The following is a 17,653-nucleotide window of genomic DNA, read 5'->3' as shown; positions in this document are numbered from 1 at the left end:
GACTCGGCGGTGGTTTTGGTCAGGATGAGCCGACTCGGCGGCGGGTCGTACTGGCAGACTGTCCGGCGTGACCGAGCCCTTCCGCATCGCCCTGCTCATCGACGCCGACAACGCGCCCGCGGCCAAGATCGACGCGATCCTCAACGACCTGGCCGAGTACGGCGAGGTGACGATCCGGCGGGCCTACGGCAACTGGACGAAGCCCGAGCTCAAGGGCTGGATCGAGGAGCTGCACGACGCCGCGATCCGGCCGATGCAGCAGTTCGACCTCACCACCCACAAGAACGCCTCCGACATGGCGCTCGCCATCGACGCCGTCGAGCTGCTGCACGCGGCGATCCCGGACGCGTTCGCGCTGGTCTCCTCCGACTCCGACTTCACGCCGCTGGTGCACTACCTGCGGGAGAAGGGGCGCGCGGTCTACGGCTACGGCCGGGAGAAGACACCGGCGCCGTTCAAGAGCGCCTGCACCCGGTTCACCGTGGTGGAGAAGCTCGGCGGCTCCGAGGAGGAGACCGACACCGACGCCGAGGCCGGCGCCACGCCCGCCCGCAAGCCGTCCTCGGCGACGACAGGGCAGCAGCTGAAGCGCAACGCCCGGCTGATCCAGCTGCTGCGCAACTCCATCGCCGCGGCCGCCGACGACGACGGCTGGGCACTGGTCGGCACGGTCGTGTCCCGCATCCGCAACCAGTCCTCCGAGGACCCGCGCAACTACGGGTACGCCACCTGGACCAAGCTCATCAAGGCGATCGATCTCTTCGAGCTCAAGGACGAGGGCACCTCGGCGATCGCGGTCAGCGACAAGCGCAACAGCAAGAAGTGACGTACGGCTGCTCGACGGCGGTCTGCTAGGAGGCGTCCGCGGCGCCGTCCTGGCCGTCTGCCTTCTTCGGCTTCGGGCGGGTGCAGTCGATGCCCTTGGGGACGGACCCGTTGAGGTGCTTCAGCGCGGCCTTGAAGTCGCGGCAGCGCTCGGCGTCCTCGGACCTGTCGTAGGGGTAGCCGACCGCGGCGTTGACCCGGCCCATGTCGAGGGCGTCGGCGAGCGGGTTGATGTCGCGGGCGACGGTCCAGTACCACCGTGAGATCGGCGCGCTGTGGTCCAGCGACCGAGCCAGCTCGGGGCGGCGGCGCAGGTCGATCCCGAAGTAGGCGCCGGCGTCGGTGTAGTTGGCCTCACCGGTCAGCTGGATGTAGCCGCGGCCGGCGTACTTCCGCTTGTCGTGGGGGCCCTTGGCGTCGTGGTGGAAGGAGCTCTCGTTGGCGAGCGTGGCCAGATAGGCCGCCTGCCGGTAGGGGGTGGTGATCCGGGCCTCGTCCATGGCGCGGTTGAGGGTCGGCAGCCCGGTCTCGACGGTCTTCCTGTTCCCGACCTTGTCGCCGAACATGGCGACCAGATCGGCGTACGTGACCGATGTCCGAGCCGGTTCCGCGACGGCCGTCGTGGTCGGGCAGAGGGCGAGAAGGGTGGCCGAGATCGACACTGCGACAAGGCCGAGAATCCTGTGGCGCATGGGGACAGAGTGACTGCTCGTCGGCGATCCCGCAAGCAGCGCGTGCGCGTCATAAGATGGCCCCCTCTCAATCAACACACGCCGTGGTGGGGGAAGCCGGTCCAAGCCCGGCGCTGACCCGCAACCGTAGGCCCGGGACATCGAGGGGGTGTCCCGAGCGAGCCGGAGCACCTGCCGACGGACGCGTACTGACCTGACGCTGTCGTGGAAAGCAGCGGGTCGGCCCTGGGCCTTCCCGACGAACAGCGCGGAAGGAACCATGAAGAAGACCGTCCTCGGCGGCATCGCCGCCGCCCTCGCCCTCACCTCGCTCGCCGGCTGCGGCGAGAAGACCGTCGAGGAGGGGGAGAAGCCCACCTACGACGCGAAGGTGTCGACCTCGGTGGCCGACTGGCTCGTCGCCCAGGCGCCGAAGGGCGTGGCCCGCAACGCGCAGTACGGCACCGACGACTTCGGGCTCAGCGCCGACATCGGGATCGCGCTGGCCGAGGTCGGTGGCTACGACGAGGAGATCGCCACGATCGCCGCGGCCGTGATGAAGAACAAGAAGGCCTACACCTCGCCCGGCTTCGGCACGATCACCTCGGCCGGCGCCACCGCGAAGGCGCTCGTCCTCCAGCAGAACATCGACGCCTCCGACCCCGGCCTGCTGAAGCAGCTCGAGGGCACGGTCGCCGAGAACGGCCGCATCGCCGACAAGCTCGACCCCAAGAACAAGAAGGCGGCCGACTACTCCAACACCATCGGCCAGTCGTACGCCGTGTGGGCCCTCAACAACGCCGAGAGCACGAAGGCCGCGGCCGCGACGGAGTTCCTGGCCGGGCAGCAGTGCGAGGAGGGCTGGTTCCGGGTCACCTTCGCGGCCGACCCCGCGGCCGCCGACCAGACCTGCGACGCCGACCCGAAGGCCGTGCCGGACGCCGACGCCACCGCGTTCGCCCTGATCGCGCTCTCGGGCGTGGCGTCCCCGGAGGCGGAGAAGGCCGTCAAGGCCGGCGTGGCGTGGCTCAAGGAGACCCAGGCCGAGGACGGCTCTTTCAAGGCGGCCACCGGCAACATCGCCAACTCCAACACCACCGGCCTGGCCGGGTGGGCATTCGGGCGCGCGGGTGAGACCGACTCCGCCGAGAAGGCGGCGACCTGGGTCGCCGAGCACGTCGTGACCTGCGGCGAGGACGCCGGCGCGGTGGCCTACGACGACGCCGCGCTGGAGGAGGGCAACACCAAGGGCCTGACCAAGGAGTCCGAGGGGATGTACCGCCTCGCGGCCGCCCAGGCGCTCCCGTCCCTCGTCTTCCTGCCCAAGGACGCGACCACGAAGAGCTCGTGCTGAGCCTACGGTCCGCTCTGGTGGCCCTGGCGATCCTCGCCGGGGCCACCGCACCCGTCGTCGCCCCGGCCTCGGCTTCTGCCGCCGAGGCGTGCGACGGCGTCACCGTCGTGGTCGAGCCCAACGCGCTGGGCGGGGAGCCGGAGGTCACCTGCGTCCGGCCCGACGAGGGTGACACCGGCGCCGACCTGTTCGAGAAGGCCGGTCATCCGCTGACCTATGTGACCTCGATGCCCAGCGTCGTGTGCCGCATCGACGGCCGGCCGAAGACGGCCGGCTGCGCCCAGATGCCGCCCGCCGACGCGTACTGGTCGCTGTGGGTCACCGACGATTCCGGGGCCTGGAGCTATGCCTCCAGAAATGTTACCGAAATCAGCGTGACCTCAGGGCAGGGTGTTGCGTTCACGTGGATAGACGACGATGTCGTTACCGCTCCGGCGACGGTGCTCGGGGATGCTGTGGGGGCGCCCTCGAGTCCGTCGCCGGAGTTATTTCCGGAGGACTCGGACTCTCGACCGTCCGCCGAGCCCGAGCAGCTGCCCGCCTGGGTCGCTCCGGCCGGGATCCTCGCCCTCTTCTCCGTCGCCGGTGTCGTCTGGTGGCGCCGTCGATGAGCACCATGGTCCGCACGGCCACGATCGCGCGCCTGCCCCGTGATCTGCACCCCGTCGCCTGGTGGGTGTGGGCGATCGGGCTGGCTGCGTACGCGTCCTTCACCACCAATCCGCTGCTGCTCCTGCTCCTGGTGGGAGTGGTCTCGGTCGTGGTGGCTGCCCGTCGCGGCGAGCAGCCGTGGGCGAAGGCGTTCCGGCTCTACGTCGGCCTCGCGCTGTTCATCGTCGCGACGCGGGTGCTCTTCCGGGTGCTCCTGGGGGCGGTGCCCGGCCACGTGCTCGTCGACCTGCCCGAGATCCCGCTCCCGGACTGGGTGCTCGGGATCAGGTTGCTCGGGCCGCTCACCCGGGAGGCGCTGCTGGCCGGCCTCTACGACGGGATGCGGCTCGGCGTGATCGTGATCTGCGTCGGCGCGGCCAACGCGTTGGCGAACCCGAAGCGGCTGCTGCGGTCGCTGCCGCCGGCGCTCTACGAGATCGGCACCGCCGTCGTGGTCGCGGTGACGGTGCTGCCCCAGCTGGCCGAGTCGGTGCAGCGTGTCCGCGCCGCCCAGCGGCTGCGCGCCGGCGCGACCGGGAGGGTCAAGCGGCTGCGCCGCTTCCTGGTCCCGGTGCTCGAGGACGCGCTCGAGCGCTCGATGGCGCTGGCGGCGGGGATGGACACGCGTGGCTACGGACGTACGGCCGGGGTCCCGGTCGCCACCCGGCGCCTCACCTCGGCGCTCATGCTGGTCTCGCTCGTCGGGCTCTGCGTCGGCGTCTACGCGGTGCTCGACGGCACCACCCCCGGCTGGCTGGCGGGGACCATGCTCGTGCTCGGCGTCGCAGCCGCTGCCGGTGGGCTGGCGCTCGCCGGCCGGCGGGTGACGCGCACCGTCTACCGGGCCGACCGGTGGCGCTGGCCGGAGGTCGTGGTGGCGCTGAGCGGTGTGCTCGTCGTGGCCGTCGGCTGGTGGGTCGCCCGCTCCCAGGTGCCGGTGGCCTTCCCGGGCGTGAGCACCGTCCCGCCGGTCACGCTGACCGCCATGGCTGGGGTGCTGGTCGGGCTGGTCCCGGCCGTCGCCGCGCCGGTTCCGGCGTCATCGCTCGTCCACGAGGAGGCAGTCGCATGATCGAGCTGCGAGGGATCACCTTCACCCCGCCCGACTCCTCCGAGCACGTGCTCAAGGACGTCGACCTCACCGTCGAGGAGGGCGAGCTGCTGCTCGTCTCCGGCCCCACCGGCTCCGGCAAGTCGACCCTGCTCGGCGTGCTCGCCGGCCTGGTGCCGCGGTTCTCCGGCGGTGTTCTGGACGGCGACCTGCTGCTGGACGGCACCTCGATCATCCGTACGCCGCCGCGCGAGCGCGCCGGGATCATCGGCTACGTCGGGCAGGACCCGGTGGCCGGCTTCGTCACCGACACGGTCGAGGAGGAGCTCGCCTACGGCATGGAGCAGCTCGGCCTCCCGCCCGCGACCATGCGGCGCCGGGTCGAGGAGACCCTCGACCTGCTCGGGATCGCCGAGCTGCGGCAGCGGTCGCTGCGTACGCTCTCCGGCGGGCAGCAGCAGCGCGTCGCGATCGGCTCCGTCCTCACCACCCACCCGCGGGTCGTCGTGCTCGACGAGCCGACCTCCGCGCTCGACCCCACCGCCGCCGAGGACGTCCTGGCCACCATCACCCGGCTGGTGCACGACCTCGGCACCTCCGTCGTCCTCGCCGAGCACCGCCTCGAGCGCGTCGTACCGTTCGCCGACCGGATCGCGCTCCTCGTCGGCGACGGCTCCGTCGCGGTCGGCGAGCCCGCCGACATCCTCGAGGACTCGCCCGTCGTGCCGCCGCTCGTCGAGCTCGGGCGTGAGCTCGGGTGGTCGCCGCTGCCGCTCACGGTGCGGGATGCTAGGCGGCGGGCGAAGGCGTTGGGATACCCGGTTGACCGGGTATCCCTGCACTTCTCTGGCAATGCAACACCAGAGAAGTGCAGGAAAAGCCTGAGAAGTTCCGGCCTCACCGTCACCCGAGGACGTACGCCGGTCCTGCACGACGTCTCGATCGACCTGCCCGCCGGGCGGGTGACGGCGCTGATGGGGCGCAACGGCTCGGGCAAGTCGACGCTGCTGTGGACGCTGCAGGGCACCCAGAAGCGCCTGGCCGGGTCGGTGGACGTCGGCGGCAAGGACCCGGCGGCCCTCGGCCCCGAGGCGCGGCGCACCCTGGTCGGGCTGCTGCCGCAGACCGCGGCCGACCTGCTCTACCTGGAGACGGTGGCCGAGGAGTGCGACGCCGGCGGCCCGCGGACCAGGGAGATCCTGGACAGCCTCGTCCCGGGCATCCCCGACGACCAGCACCCGCGCGACCTCTCCGAGGGCCAGCGCCTCGCCCTGGCACTGGCGCTGATCCTGAGCGCCGACCCGCCCGTCGTGCTCCTCGACGAGCCCACCCGCGGCCTCGACTATGCCGCCAAGCACGCCCTGGCCGAGATTCTTCGCGACCTCACCGGAGCCGGCAAGGCGGTCCTGGTCGCGACCCACGACGTCGAGTTCGTCGCCGAGGCGGCCGACGACGTGGTGGTGCTCGCCGACGGCGAGGTGGTCTCCGCCGGCGACGTACGCAGCGTCACCGCCGAGTCGCCCGCGTTCGCGCCCCAGGTGAGCAAGGTCTTCGGCCCGGGCTGGCTCCACGTACGCGAGATCGTCGAGGCGGTGGGGGAGGGATGATCCGGTTCTCGCCGCGCACGGCCCTCCTGCTCGCGATCATCTCGGCGGCCGGGCTGATGATGTTCGCGTGGCCGCTGCTGCTCCACGGCTACGAGCGGGTGCAGCCGCCGTTCGTCTTCCTCGCGCTGCTCCCGCTGATGCTGGTGGTGCTACTCAGCGAGCTCGCGGCGGGCGGGATCGACACCCGGATGATCGCGCTGCTCGGCGTCCTGAGTGCGATCGAGGCCGTGCTGCGGGCCATCTCCGCCGGCACCGGTGGCGTGGAGCTGGTCTTCTTCATGCTCATCCTGGGCGGCCGGGTCTTCGGCCCCGCCTTCGGGTTCGTCCTCGGCTGCACCAGCCTGTTCGTCGCCGCGCTCGTCACCGCCGGGGTCGGCCCCTGGCTGCCCTACCAGATGCTCGGCGCCGCCTGGGTGGCGATGGGCGCCGGCCTCCTGCCGCGCGGCCCGCGCGCGAGCAGCCGGTGGGAGGTCGCGATGCTCGCGGCGTACGGGATCTTCGCCTCCTACGCCTACGGCCTCCTCCTCAACCTGCAGGGCTGGCCGCTGCTCACCGGGGTCACGGTGCCGGGTGCGAGCGGCAACCTCTCCTACGAGCCCGGCGCCGCGTTCGGCGAGAACCTGGCGACCTTCCTGCGCTACACCCTGGTCACCTCGACCAGCAGCTGGGACACGATGCGCGCGATCACCACCGCCGTCGCGATCGCCCTCCTCGGCCCTGCTGTCCTCGCCACTCTGCGCCGAGCCGCCCGCCGAGCCATGATCACCCCCGCCGAGGCGTCCCTCCGGTCGGTCGAGTAGGCGCTCCCGTCGGCCGAGGCGTCACGTACGTCGGTCGAGATCTGGCCGGCGCCGCACGTGTAACACGTCGTTCGTAGGACTATCCGGTCGTTCCGATAGGGCGAGTAGTCCTACGAACGACGTGTTACAGCTCGCCGCAGCTGCGCACCTGACGTCTCGGCCGACCGGTGTGACGTCTCGGCGCTGGTCAGGCCCGCTGGTGCTCGGCGACCCGGGCGAGGAAACCGAGCAGCAGCTGATGGACGCGGTCGGGCTGCTCCATCTGCACGAAGTGGGTGCCGTCGAGCTCGACGAAGGTGCCGTTCCTGAGGCCGGCGGCGACCCGGGACATGTGGCGCGCACCGGCGATGAGGTCCCGGGTGCCGGCGACCAGCACGACCGGCACCTTGATCCGGCGCGGCGAGACCGAGCGGCGCTGGGAGGTGCGCAGCGCGAGGTGGAAGTACCACTCGACCGGGGTCGTCAGGAACTCGGCGAGAGCGGCCGCGGCCAGCTCGGGGTCGGGGACCTTGCCGATCAGGCCGGCCTTCGAGAACATCTCGATCGCCCGGGGACCGAGCTCGAGGCGGGTCGCCACGGGAGTGATGAGCGAGCCGGTGCGGCGCAGCACCTTCGCGGCGGTGCGGGTCACGACCGCGGCCGCGGGGGCGGGCAGCGGCAACGGCCCCAGCATCGACTTGAAGGTGTCCCCGGGAACACCGGCGACACCGAAGATGCCGGCGACCCGCTCGGGGTGGTCCGCGGCCAGCTCGAACGCCGTGTTCACTCCGATCGACCAGCCCATCACCACCGGCCGGAGGAGCGCGAAGGCGTCCATCACCGACAGCGCGTCCTCGGCGAAGTGTCTCGAGGTGGTCTGCTCCAGGTCCTTCGGGCGCGCCGAGCCAGAGGTGCCGCGGTGCTGCCAGGAGACGACGCGTACGCCGCACGAGGTGTGCAGCAGGGCCGGCCAGTTCCACGGACTGGTACCCAGACCGTTGCAGAGCAGCACCGTCGGACCGTCGATCACACCCTCGGGGTCGTTGGTCCAGGCGCGGATCAGCGTTCCGTCGTCGGAGAGCACGTCACGGAACGCGACCGTCGACTCGGCCATCGCCCGGGGAACCGTCATGCGGTCATTCTCTCCGATGCGAGCAGCTGGAGATAGTGCTGGACATCCTCACGCTCGGCACGCCGCAGCAGCAGCGCCTCCTCGGCGGCCTTGGCGTTGTGGCGGGCGACGAGCTGCGAGGCCACCGGCCAGGCGAGCAGCAGCTGGATCGGTCGGAGGAACGGGCCGACCATTCGCCCGGCGGTGCGCGCGGCGAAGAGTGCGGCCATCTGGGCGACGGCGGTGGTGGGCGCAGGGGCGGTGATGGTCGACAACGGAGCAACTCCAGAGACAGGCGGGGAAACCGGATGAGGGTGGGGGAGTTGTCACCAAACTGTAGTGAGCCGAACGTACGACGTCAGTGACGTTCTGATGTCGCTTGTGTGAAACACCCCACTACGCCGGGGTCGACTCCGCCGGCACGTGATGCTCGGGCTTCCCGGTGCGGGTCGCTCCGGCCGAGGCGACCACGACACACGCGATGGCCAGCCACTGCAGGACCGAGAGCCCCTCGTGCAGGACGACGATCGCGGCCAGCGCACCGGCGGCCGGCTCCAGTGACATCAGGATCGCGTAGAGACCCGGCTTGATCGAACGCAGGGCGACCAGGTCGAGGGAGTAGGGAACCACCGACGACATCAGGCCCACCATCAGCCCGACCAGCCACACGTGCGGAGCCCCGAGCCCGTCGGCGTACGCCAGCGCCGCAGGCGTCAGCGCGACCGCGGCGACCGTCGAGGCCAGGGCGAGCCCGTCGAGCCCCTCCCAGCGCGCTCCGGTCGCCTTCGACAGCACGATGTACGCAGCCCAGCAGACCCCCGCGAGCAGCGCGAACAGCACGCCCACGACCGAGATCCGGCCGGGCTCGAGACCGAGCAGCACCACCCCTGCCGCCGCCAGCGCGACCCAGACCAGGTCGCGCGCCCGCCGCGAGGTGACCAGCGCGATCGTGAGCGGTCCGATGAACTCGATGGTGACAGCGATCCCGATCGGCAGCCGGGCGAAGGACTGGTAGATCGCCCAGTTCATCATCCCGAGCGAGGCCCCGAAGGCGACCACGACCAGCCAGTCGCGTCGCGACAGACCGCGGACCCGGGGCCGGGTGATCGCCAGCAGGATCAGCGCGGACATCGACAGCCGCAGCCACACCATCGCCGTCGGGCTGACCTCGTCGAAGAGCGACTTGGCGAACGTCGCACCGACCTGGACCGACGCGATCCCGATCAGGACCAGGACGACCGGGTGGGCCAGCCTCGCCCGGAGAGAGTCTCCACCGTGTGAGAAGGGCTGAACCACCCGGTCAGTCTAGGACCATGTAAAGATCGGCTACTGCGCGGAGTCCGTCTGCGAGATGTTGGACAGGTTGGCGGCCTTGTTGGCCTCCTCGGCGAGCCGCTCGGACCCACGTGCGCCGTCGTGCGGGACCATCGGGTGCTGCTCGATGTGGTCCTGTTCGTAGATCTCCGGCGGGATGGGCGTGGGCACGGTGGCGATGATCCGCGACCCGTCGGGCCGTACGCCACCGTGGGGCTCCTCGTCGAGGTGCTTGCCGATCCGCGGCCCCTGGTCGGCGAGCGGCACGACGACCGGCGACCCCTTGGCGACCACGAACTCCTCCCCGCGGACGCTGACCGGGATGTCGAACTCCTCGCCCGGGGTGTCCACGACGGTGAACACGATCTGGTCGCGGGTGACCGCGACCTGCATCCGGGTCGAGTGCCACTGGACGCGGAAGATGAGCGAGCCCCACTCGACCGGCAGGCGAGGGTCGAAGGAGAGCTTGCCGTCGTAGTCGCGCATCCCGCCGAAGCCGAACGCGAGCCCGCCCCACACGCCGCCGGTGGAGGCGATGTGCATCCCGTCGACGGTGTTGCCGTGCATGTTGTGCAGGTCGACGTAGAGCGCGTCGTAGAAGTAGCGCAGAGCGTCGTCCTGGTAGCCCACCTCGGCCGCCATGATCGACTGCACGACCGCGGACAGCGTGGAGTCACCGGTGGTGATCGGGTCGTAGTACTCGAAGTCGGCCCGCTTCTCCTCGGCGGTGAACCGGTTGCCCTGCTGGAAGAGGGCGAGCACCACGTCGGTCTGCTTGAGCACCTGGAACCGGTAGATCACCAGCGGGTGGTAGTGGAGCAGCAGGGGGCGTACCTCGTCGGGGGTGTTGGGCAGGTCCCACACCTCGCGGTCGAGGAAGTTGTCGTCCTGCGGGTGGATGCCCAGGCCCTCGTCGTAGGGGATGTGCATCGCGGCCGCGCAGCGACCCCACTCCTCGACCTCCTCGGGGGAGACGTCGAGCCGGCCCATGACCTGCCCGTACTCACGCGGATACTCCGTGCGGAGCATCTGCATGGTCTCGACGGCCTTCTCCAGGTTGTAGCGGGCCATCACGTTGGTGAACAGGTTGTTGTTGACCACCGTCGTGTATTCGTCCGGCCCGGTCACGCCGTGGATGTGGAAGGACGGCTCGCCGTTGTGGCGCCAGAAGCCGAGGTCGGCCCACATCCGCGCGGTCTCGACCAGGATGTCGACGCCCTCGCGGACGAGGTAGCCGGTGTCACCGGTCGCGTAGACGTACTTCATCAGCGCGAAGGCGATGTCGGCGTCGATGTGCACCTGGGCCGTGCCCGCGGCGTAGTAGGCCGAGGCCTCCTGGCCGTTGATGGTGCGCCACGCGAACAGCGCGCCCTTGGCGGCCATCTCCAGCGCCCGCTGCCGGGCCGCGGGAAGCATCACCGAGCGCGCGTGCATCACGTTGCGGGCGACCTCGGGCTGGGTGTAGCAGAGGAAGGGGACGACGTAGCACTCCGTGTCCCAGAAGTAGTGCCCCTCGTAGCCGGAGCCGGTGACCCCCTTCGCGGGCACGCCGAGACCGTCGGTGCGGGCGGTCGCCTGAGCGAGCGAGAAGAGGTTGAACCGGATCGCCTGCTGGGCCGCCGCGATGTCCTCCGCGTCGTCCTCGCGCGACGCCGTGATCTCGACGTCGGCGGCCGACCAGAACTCGTCGTACCAGGTGCGCTGGTCGCGCTCGAAGTGGCCGACGCCCAGGCGGATCGCCCGGTCGAGCGTACGTCCGCAGCGGTCGGCCAGCTCGCGCACCGGAACACCCCGCGAGGTGTGGTACGCCACGGTCTTCTGCATCCGCAGCGTGCTGCCCTCGGTGGCGTCGACCCGGAAGACCGTCTTGGCGAGGTCGTCCTCGGCACGTACGACCGTCTCCACCGGGTCCGGGGTGTCGATCTGGTGGGCGGCGCTGATCGCGATCGTCATCCCGGAGTTGGCGCACCGGTAGCCGAGGGTCATCTGCTCCTCGTCGGCAACCGACATCTGCGGCAGCAGGACCCGGGTGTCGAAGGCGGAGGCCTTGCGCGGGTCCATGCCCTCACCGAGCGCGGCCGCCGGCACGTGGTACTCGTCCTTGCCGTCCTGCCGGTTGAGCAGCTGGGACGAGATCACGATCGGCGCCGAGCCGCTCAGCATCGTGATCTCCAGGGTCTGGATCGAGAGGTGGCGCTGGGTCATCGACACCATCCGGGTCGACTTGATCGCGACCCGCTTGCCCGAGGGCGTACGCCACACCAGATGCCGCCGCAGCACGCCCTCACGGAAGTCGAGCACCCGCTCGTACTCCTCCAGGTCGGAGGTGCCGAAGGTCAGCGGCTCGTCGTCGACGTAGATCTTCATGATCTTGGCGTCGGGGGCGTTGACGATGGTCTGGCCGGTCTTGGCGAAGCCGTAGGCGTTCTCGGCGTGGCGGATCGGCCAGGTCTCGTGGAACCCGTTGATGAAGGTGCCGTGCGCGTAGGTCGGCCGCCCCTCCTCGGGGGTGCCGCGCATGCCGAGATAGCCGTTGGCGACACTGAAGAGCGTCTCGGTCAGGCCGAGATCGTCGGGGGAGTAGCTGGTCTCCACCAGCCGCCACGGGTCGATGGGGTAACGGGCCCGGTCCATCGGGTTCGGGCCGACGTTGGTCTTCACTGCTGTGCTCCTCGAGCAGGGCTGTGGTGGTCAGGGACAAGTTCTGCGAGATCGGAGACGACAAGGCCCGCACCTGCAGCCGTGAGGGTGTCGTGGCCGGCGCCACGATCCACCCCGACGACGAGCGCGAAATCTCCTGCCTTGCCGGCGCGCACCCCGGAGACGGCGTCCTCGAGAACGACGGCTTCGCTCGGAGTGGCTCCGAGGACCTTACCGGCGTAGACAAACGTGTCCGGTGCAGGCTTGCCGGGCAGTCCCTGCTCATCTGCGACGGCTCCCGACACGACCGTCTCGAACCGGTCCAGCAGCCCGGCCGCCTTCAGCACGGTCGGCGCGTTGACGGACGACGACACCACGCCCAGACGGACGTCGAGCGTGGCCAGATAGTCCAGGAAGGCGACCGAACCGGGGTAGGCCTCCACGCCGTCGCGCGCGAGCACCATGTTGAAGGCGTTGTTCTTCCGGTTGCCGAGGCCACAGACGGTCTCCAGCTCCGGCGGGTCGGCCGGCGTGCCCTCGGGGAGCGTGATGTCGCGGGAGGCGAGGAAGTCACGCACGCCGTCGTAGCGCGGCTTGCCGTCGACGTACGCGAAGTAGTCCTGGTCGGTGTAGGCCGGCGCCCCCGGACTCTTCTCCTGCAGGTAGGCGTTGAACATCTCCTCCCACGCACGCATGTGCACGACCGCGGTCGGCGTGATCACGCCGTCGAGGTCGAAGAGGATCGCGGTGAACGTCTCCCAGGCAACAGGTCTGGTCATGCCTTCAGGCTAGGGGCTGGGCCGCCCATGCCGAAGAATCCGGACCTCTCGGTACCGCCGACTCGGGATGTTTTCCCTCGGCGTTCTTTCGCCGAAATCTCCTGGCCACAGACCGCGACCGGGTGGATGCTGGAAACATGGGTACGCAGCTGCTTGTCGGGACCCGTAAGGGTCTGTGGATAGGGCGCTCTGACGACGCCCGCCAGGACTGGGAGTTCACCGGTCCGCACCATGACATGGAGGAGATCTACTCCGCCATGATCGAGCCCGGGACCGGGCGGATCCTCGCCGGATGCTCCTCGCTGTGGCTGGGTGCGCTGGTGCGCACGTCCGCCGACGGCGGCGAGACCTGGACCGAGACCTCGATGTCGTTCCCGGAGGACGTCGACGCGAGCCTGGCCCGGGTCTGGCAGCTCCAGCCCGGTCTGCCGGAAGGCACGATCTGGGCCGGTGTCGAGCCCGGCGCGATCTTCCGGTCCCGTGACGGTGGCGCGTCCTTCGAGCTCGTCCGCGGCCTGTGGGACCACCCGCACCGCACCGAGTGGAACGAGGGGTTCGGCGGCCAGGCGTTCCACACGATCCTGCCGCACCCCACCGACCCCGACTCGGTGACGGCTGCCATCTCGACCGGCGGCGTCTACCAGACCCGCGACGGCGGCGAGACCTGGGAGGCGCGCAACAACGGCATCATCGCGGTCTTCCTGCCCGAGGGGCAGCAGTATCCCGAGTTCGGCCAGTGCGTCCACAAGGTCGCCCGCCACGCCTCCCGCCCCGAGCGGCTCTACCTGCAGAACCACGGCGGCGTCTACCGCTCCGACGACGAGGGCGAGTCCTGGAAGTCCATCGCCGACGGCCTGCCCACCGACTTCGGCTTCGCGATGGTGGTCCACCCGCAGGAGCCCGACACGATCTTCACCTTCCCGATCGGCGCCGGCGAGTCCCGCTACCCACCGGAGGCCAAGCCGATCGTGTGGCGTTCCCGCGACGCCGGCGACCACTGGGAGGCGCTCGACAAGGGCCTGCCCGACCACTTCTACGTCGGTGTAATGCGCGACGCGATGTGCGCCGACGACCACGAGGTGGCCGGTGTCTACTTCGGCGCCCGCAACGGCTCCGTCTGGGCCTCCGCCGACGCCGGCGAGACCTGGCGCGAGATCCTCCGCGACATCCCCGACGTGATGGTGGTGAGGGCCGCGAAGGTGTGACCGCTATCGTCGCGGCATGGCTGATGCGCTCGAGGTGGCGGCCGAGGTTCTCGGGGTGGACCGGGTCGAGCAGGTGGCCGAGCTCGGCGGAAGCCGTCGGAGTGTCGTACGCCGGGTGCGGGCGGGCGCGGAGACGTTCATCGTCAAGGAGTACCTCCAGCCGGAGGAGATGACCTGGTCGCGGGAGGCCGCCGGGCTGAAGGCGGCGGACGGGGTCCGCGCGCCGCGGTTGATCGGAGTGCGGGCGGACCCGCCCGTGGTGGTCATGTCCGATCTCGGTCGGGGACCCGACGTCGCAGACGCGCTGCTCGGGTCCGAGGCTGCTCTCGGCCGCGACCGGATCCTGGCGTGGGCGCAGGCCGTCGGCGAGCTGCAGGCGCGGACGGCCGATCGGCTGGATGTCTTCCGGGACTCGCTGGCGGGTGGCGTACCAACCGATGCCACCGTCGGCGTGTTCGATGCGGTCGGACCTGCGCTCGCGACGCTCTGCGCGACGAACGGACTGCCCTGGGCGGACGCCGTCCCCGATGCGATCCAGGACGTGCTCGACCCGCTGCGCACGGGGCCGGACCTCGCGCTGACACCCGGCGACACGTGTCCCGACAACAACCTGCTCGGTCCGGACGGACTCATGCTGCTCGACTTCGAGCACGCCGAGATCCGGCACCGCGCCTGGGAGGCCGCCTATCTGCGCGTGCCGTGGCCGTCGTGCTGGTGCGCGTGGCAGGTGCCGGACGGTATCTCGGCCCTCGCTCTCCAGGCCTATCTCGACGCGAGCTACGGCATCGACGGCCCTCCGCCGACGTTCCCGGCCGACCTGGACGCGGCGACGTTGCTGTGGTGCATCCTCACGGTGAGCTGGTTCCTTCCCGCCGCCCTGGACGCCGACAGCGCTCACCTCGCCGACGACGACCGGATGCCCGGACGCCGGACCCTGACCCTCGCCCGCCTCGGACTCGCTGCGGGGCTGCCCGGGCCGCGGCCGCTGGTGAGCTGGGTGGAGTCGCTGCGTACGGAGCTCCTCGACCGTTGGGGTGATCACCCGCTCCGCCTGGCGCCGGCGTTCCGCTGAGCGCCTGCGCGGTCCGACGATCACCGTCCACCGCGTGGCGCTGTGTGCAAAGACGTACGTCACCGGGTCTAGCCTTGTGGTATGCCCACTCTTCGCTCCGCAACCTCGACCTCGGGCCGCAACATGGCGGGTGCACGCGCGCTGTGGCGTGCGACCGGCATGACCGATGACGACTTCGGCAAGCCGATCATCGCGATCGCCAACTCGTTCACCGAGTTCGTGCCCGGCCATGTCCACCTCCGTGACCTCGGCAAGATCGTCGCCGAGAAGATCGAGGAAGCCGGGGGCGTAGCCAAGGAGTTCAACACGATCGCCGTCGACGACGGGATCGCGATGGGCCATGCGGGGATGCTCTACTCGCTGCCGAGCCGCGAGCTGATCGCAGACGCGGTCGAATACATGGTCGAGGCGCACCGCGCCGACGCGATCGTGTGCATCTCCAACTGCGACAAGATCACCCCTGGCATGCTGCTGGCCAGCCTGCGCCTCAACATCCCGGTGGTCTTCGTCTCCGGTGGCCCGATGGAGGCCGGCAAGACGACCGCCATCGAGGGGATCGTCCACGACAAGCTCGACCTGGTCGACGCGATGGTGCTCTCGGTCAACGAGGCGGTCAGCGACGAGCAGCTCGGCGTCATCGAGCGCTCCGCCTGCCCGACCTGTGGCTCCTGTTCCGGCATGTTCACCGCCAACTCGATGAACTGCCTCACCGAGGCCATCGGCCTGAGCCTGCCCGGCAACGGGTCGACCCTCGCCACCCACGCCAAGCGGCGCGCGCTGTTCGAGGAGGCGGGACGCACCATCGTCGAGCTGTGCCGCCGCTACTACGAGGAGGGCGACGAGTCCGTCCTGCCGCGGAACATCGCCAACCGCAGCGCGTTCGAGAACGCGGTCGCGCTCGACGTGGCCATGGGCGGCTCGACCAACACCGTGCTCCACCTGCTCGCCGCGGCCCGTGAGGCCGAGCTCGACTTCAACGTCCACGACATCGACGCGATCTCGCGCCGGGTGCCGTGCCTGAGCAAGGTCGCCCCCAACAGCCCGAAGTACCACATGGAAGACGTCCACCGAGCCGGCGGCATCCCTGCCCTGCTCGGCGAGCTGCGCCGCGGTGGCGCGCTCAACGAGGACGTCCACACCATCCACTCCGCCACCGTCGAGGAGTGGCTGGGCACCTGGGACATCCGCGCCGAGAACCCCAGCCAGGAGGCGCTCGACCTCTTCCTCGCCGCGCCGGGCGGGGTGCGTACGACCGAGGCGTTCTCCACCGACAACCTCTGGGCCAGCCTCGACACCGACGCCGCCGAGGGCTGCATCCGCGACTTCGAGCACGCCTACTCCGCCGACGGCGGGCTGGCGATCCTGTCCGGCAACATCGCGCCCGACGGCTGCGTCGTGAAGACCGCCGGCGTGCCCGAGGAGTGCCTGACCTTCACCGGCACCGCGATCGTCTTCGAGTCCCAGGACGACGCGGTCGACGGCATCCTCAGCAAGAAGGTCGAGGCCGGCCACGTCGTGGTGATCCGCTACGAGGGCCCGAAGGGCGGGCCGGGCATGCAGGAGATGCTCTATCCGACCTCGTTCCTCAAGGGCCGTGGCCTGGGCCAGAAGTGCGCGCTGATCACCGACGGACGCTTCTCCGGCGGCACCTCGGGGCTCTCTATCGGCCACGTCTCCCCGGAGGCGGCCGGCGGCGGCCTGATCGCGCTCGTCGAGGACGGCGACCAGATCTCCATCGACATCCCCAACCGCTCGATCTCCCTCGACGTCGACGACATCGTCCTCGACGAGCGTCGCGTGGCCCAGGAGAAGCGCGAGAAGCCCTACACCCCGGCCAACCGTGACCGGAAGGTCTCCGCGGCTCTGCGGGCCTACGCCTCGATGGCCACCTCGGCCTCCGACGGCGCCTACCGCAACGTCCCGGAGTAACCAGAACGACCCGGAGGTCCGCCCGCTGGATATCGCGGGCGGACCCGGCGGACCTGCTGGCAGCATCGGCCGCATGGGAAAGGTTCATGCGCGCGTCGAGGGTCGTCTGCGGGAGTTCGTCGATCGTCAGGTCGTCTTCTTCGTGGCCACCGCACCGCTCTCCGGTGAGGGTCACGTCAATCTGTCGCCGCGGGGCATCCCGGGCACCTTCGGGATGCTCGACGAGCTCACCTTCGCGTGGGTCGACGGCACCGGGAGCGGCAGCGAGACGATCGCCCACCTGCGGGAGAACGGCCGGATCACGGTCATGTTCTGCGCGTTCGACGGGGCACCGAACATCGTCCGCTTCCACGGCCGTGGCCGGGTGGTGACCCGCTACGACGAGGAGTACGCCGACCTGGCCGGCCGCTTCACCGACCTCCCCGGCGCCCGCGCGGTCGTCGTCGTGGACATCGAGCGGGTCTCCGACTCCTGCGGCTATGCCGTCCCGCTGATGTCGTACGTCGGCGAGCGCGACCTGCTCGGGCCGTACTTCGAGCGCAAGGGGGTCGAGGGATCGGCCGAGTACCGGCGCACCAAGAACCCCACCAGCCTGGATGGCCTGCCGGCCTTCGACTTCGACCCGGCCTAGCCGATCCGGGTTGTGAAGCCGAGAGTGGCCTATA

Annotated in this window: 16 protein-coding genes and 1 riboswitch; of the genes, 10 read left to right on the top strand and 6 right to left on the bottom strand. The window is 70.3% G+C overall.

Going from position 1 to position 17,653, the window contains the following annotated elements; genetic code table 11:
• Positions 1-67: 67 nt before the first annotated feature.
• A complete protein-coding gene (locus UG56_RS13980) occupies positions 68-826 on the top strand; it encodes an NYN domain-containing protein (RefSeq protein ID WP_045548115.1) in 759 nt (252 codons plus the stop codon).
• Positions 827-851: 25 nt separating this feature from the next.
• Here the strand turns inward: UG56_RS13980 and UG56_RS13975 are convergent, their stop codons facing one another.
• Entirely contained in the window at positions 852-1,517 is a 666-nt protein-coding gene (locus tag UG56_RS13975) for a glycoside hydrolase family 19 protein (protein ID WP_084101045.1), read from the bottom strand.
• A 67-nt stretch (positions 1,518-1,584) separates the two neighbouring features.
• Positions 1,585-1,710, top strand: a riboswitch (cobalamin riboswitch).
• A 66-nt stretch (positions 1,711-1,776) separates the two neighbouring features.
• On the opposite strand from UG56_RS13975, the gene UG56_RS13970 reads away from it, so the two are divergent.
• Genes UG56_RS13970 through UG56_RS13950 form a run of 5 tightly spaced genes read left to right on the top strand, consistent with a single transcriptional unit; the run spans position 1,777 to position 6,959 of the window.
• Complete coding sequence (locus UG56_RS13970; RefSeq protein ID WP_045548114.1) at positions 1,777-2,850, top strand: prenyltransferase/squalene oxidase repeat-containing protein; 1,074 nt, start codon at positions 1,777-1,779, stop codon at positions 2,848-2,850.
• A gap of 17 nt (positions 2,851-2,867) precedes the next feature.
• Positions 2,868-3,461, top strand: a complete 594-nt coding sequence (locus tag UG56_RS13965) for a hypothetical protein (protein WP_143055031.1) — start codon at positions 2,868-2,870, stop codon at positions 3,459-3,461.
• On the top strand, positions 3,458-4,573 hold the full coding sequence (locus UG56_RS13960) for an energy-coupling factor transporter transmembrane component T (protein WP_256206630.1): 1,116 nt from the start codon (positions 3,458-3,460) through the stop codon (positions 4,571-4,573). Before UG56_RS13965 ends, UG56_RS13960 begins: the two co-directional genes overlap by 4 nt.
• Positions 4,570-6,159: an ABC transporter ATP-binding protein gene (locus tag UG56_RS13955; protein WP_045548123.1), complete on the top strand. Its 1,590-nt coding sequence runs from the start codon at positions 4,570-4,572 to the stop codon at positions 6,157-6,159. Before UG56_RS13960 ends, UG56_RS13955 begins: the two co-directional genes overlap by 4 nt.
• Positions 6,156-6,959 (top strand): ECF transporter S component, encoded by an 804-nt coding sequence (locus tag UG56_RS13950; protein ID WP_045548112.1) that lies wholly within the window; start codon positions 6,156-6,158, stop codon positions 6,957-6,959. Before UG56_RS13955 ends, UG56_RS13950 begins: the two co-directional genes overlap by 4 nt.
• 187 nt (positions 6,960-7,146) lie before the next feature.
• Here the strand turns inward: UG56_RS13950 and UG56_RS13945 are convergent, their stop codons facing one another.
• From UG56_RS13945 to UG56_RS13925, 5 genes are all read right to left on the bottom strand, one after another.
• Positions 7,147-8,070 (bottom strand): alpha/beta fold hydrolase, encoded by a 924-nt coding sequence (locus tag UG56_RS13945; RefSeq protein WP_045548111.1) that lies wholly within the window; start codon positions 8,068-8,070, stop codon positions 7,147-7,149.
• Positions 8,067-8,324, bottom strand: a complete 258-nt coding sequence (locus UG56_RS13940; RefSeq protein WP_045548110.1) for a hypothetical protein — start codon at positions 8,322-8,324, stop codon at positions 8,067-8,069. Before UG56_RS13940 ends, UG56_RS13945 begins: the two co-directional genes overlap by 4 nt.
• A 121-nt stretch (positions 8,325-8,445) precedes the next feature.
• Positions 8,446-9,345 carry an EamA family transporter gene (locus tag UG56_RS13935; protein WP_045548109.1) on the bottom strand — a complete coding sequence of 300 codons (900 nt, stop codon included), beginning with the start codon at positions 9,343-9,345 and terminating at the stop codon, positions 8,446-8,448.
• 30 nt (positions 9,346-9,375) lie between these two features.
• Positions 9,376-11,997 carry a glycoside hydrolase family 65 protein gene (locus UG56_RS13930; protein WP_256206636.1) on the bottom strand — a complete coding sequence of 874 codons (2,622 nt, stop codon included), beginning with the start codon at positions 11,995-11,997 and terminating at the stop codon, positions 9,376-9,378.
• A 23-nt stretch (positions 11,998-12,020) separates the two neighbouring features.
• Positions 12,021-12,782: an HAD family hydrolase gene (locus UG56_RS13925; RefSeq protein WP_045548107.1), complete on the bottom strand. Its 762-nt coding sequence runs from the start codon at positions 12,780-12,782 to the stop codon at positions 12,021-12,023.
• Between the two features lie 137 nt (positions 12,783-12,919).
• Between UG56_RS13925 and UG56_RS13920 the strand changes: the two genes are divergently transcribed.
• The 4 genes from UG56_RS13920 to UG56_RS13905 all read left to right on the top strand — a co-directional run bounded on the left by UG56_RS13920 (position 12,920) and on the right by UG56_RS13905 (position 17,619).
• Positions 12,920-13,987 (top strand): WD40/YVTN/BNR-like repeat-containing protein, encoded by a 1,068-nt coding sequence (locus UG56_RS13920; protein WP_045548106.1) that lies wholly within the window; start codon positions 12,920-12,922, stop codon positions 13,985-13,987.
• Between the two features lie 16 nt (positions 13,988-14,003).
• Positions 14,004-15,059, top strand: a complete 1,056-nt coding sequence (locus tag UG56_RS13915; protein ID WP_045548105.1) for a hypothetical protein — start codon at positions 14,004-14,006, stop codon at positions 15,057-15,059.
• 81 nt (positions 15,060-15,140) lie between these two features.
• Positions 15,141-16,988: a dihydroxy-acid dehydratase gene (ilvD, locus tag UG56_RS13910; protein WP_084101041.1), complete on the top strand. Its 1,848-nt coding sequence runs from the start codon at positions 15,141-15,143 to the stop codon at positions 16,986-16,988.
• Positions 16,989-17,061: 73 nt separating this feature from the next.
• A complete protein-coding gene (locus tag UG56_RS13905) occupies positions 17,062-17,619 on the top strand; it encodes a pyridoxamine 5'-phosphate oxidase family protein (protein WP_045548103.1) in 558 nt (185 codons plus the stop codon).
• The last annotated feature ends 34 nt before the right edge of the window (positions 17,620-17,653 follow it).

The organism is Nocardioides luteus (assembly GCF_000960475.2).
GTDB classification, from domain to species: Bacteria; Actinomycetota; Actinomycetes; order Propionibacteriales; family Nocardioidaceae; genus Nocardioides; species Nocardioides luteus_A.
The sequence above is the reverse complement of the archived record's forward strand: the minus strand, read 5'-3'. Positions and strand labels throughout refer to the sequence as shown.

Bases quoted from the DNA above. Each gene is read 5' to 3' on its own strand.
- UG56_RS13920 (WP_045548106.1), top strand. From the start codon at position 12,920: ATGGGTACGCAGCTGCTTGTCGGGACCCGTAAGGGTCTGTGGATAGGG.
- UG56_RS13975 (WP_084101045.1), bottom strand. From the start codon at position 1,517: ATGCGCCACAGGATTCTCGGCCTTGTCGCAGTGTCGATCTCGGCCACC.
- ilvD (WP_084101041.1), top strand. From the start codon at position 15,141: ATGCCCACTCTTCGCTCCGCAACCTCGACCTCGGGCCGCAACATGGCG.
- UG56_RS13905 (WP_045548103.1), top strand. From the start codon at position 17,062: ATGGGAAAGGTTCATGCGCGCGTCGAGGGTCGTCTGCGGGAGTTCGTC.
- UG56_RS13915 (WP_045548105.1), top strand. From the start codon at position 14,004: ATGGCTGATGCGCTCGAGGTGGCGGCCGAGGTTCTCGGGGTGGACCGG.
- UG56_RS13970 (WP_045548114.1), top strand. From the start codon at position 1,777: ATGAAGAAGACCGTCCTCGGCGGCATCGCCGCCGCCCTCGCCCTCACC.
- UG56_RS13930 (WP_256206636.1), bottom strand. From the start codon at position 11,997: ATGGACCGGGCCCGTTACCCCATCGACCCGTGGCGGCTGGTGGAGACC.
- UG56_RS13950 (WP_045548112.1), top strand. From the start codon at position 6,156: ATGATCCGGTTCTCGCCGCGCACGGCCCTCCTGCTCGCGATCATCTCG.
- UG56_RS13925 (WP_045548107.1), bottom strand. From the start codon at position 12,782: ATGACCAGACCTGTTGCCTGGGAGACGTTCACCGCGATCCTCTTCGAC.
- UG56_RS13945 (WP_045548111.1), bottom strand. From the start codon at position 8,070: ATGACGGTTCCCCGGGCGATGGCCGAGTCGACGGTCGCGTTCCGTGAC.
- UG56_RS13960 (WP_256206630.1), top strand. From the start codon at position 3,458: ATGAGCACCATGGTCCGCACGGCCACGATCGCGCGCCTGCCCCGTGAT.
- UG56_RS13955 (WP_045548123.1), top strand. From the start codon at position 4,570: ATGATCGAGCTGCGAGGGATCACCTTCACCCCGCCCGACTCCTCCGAG.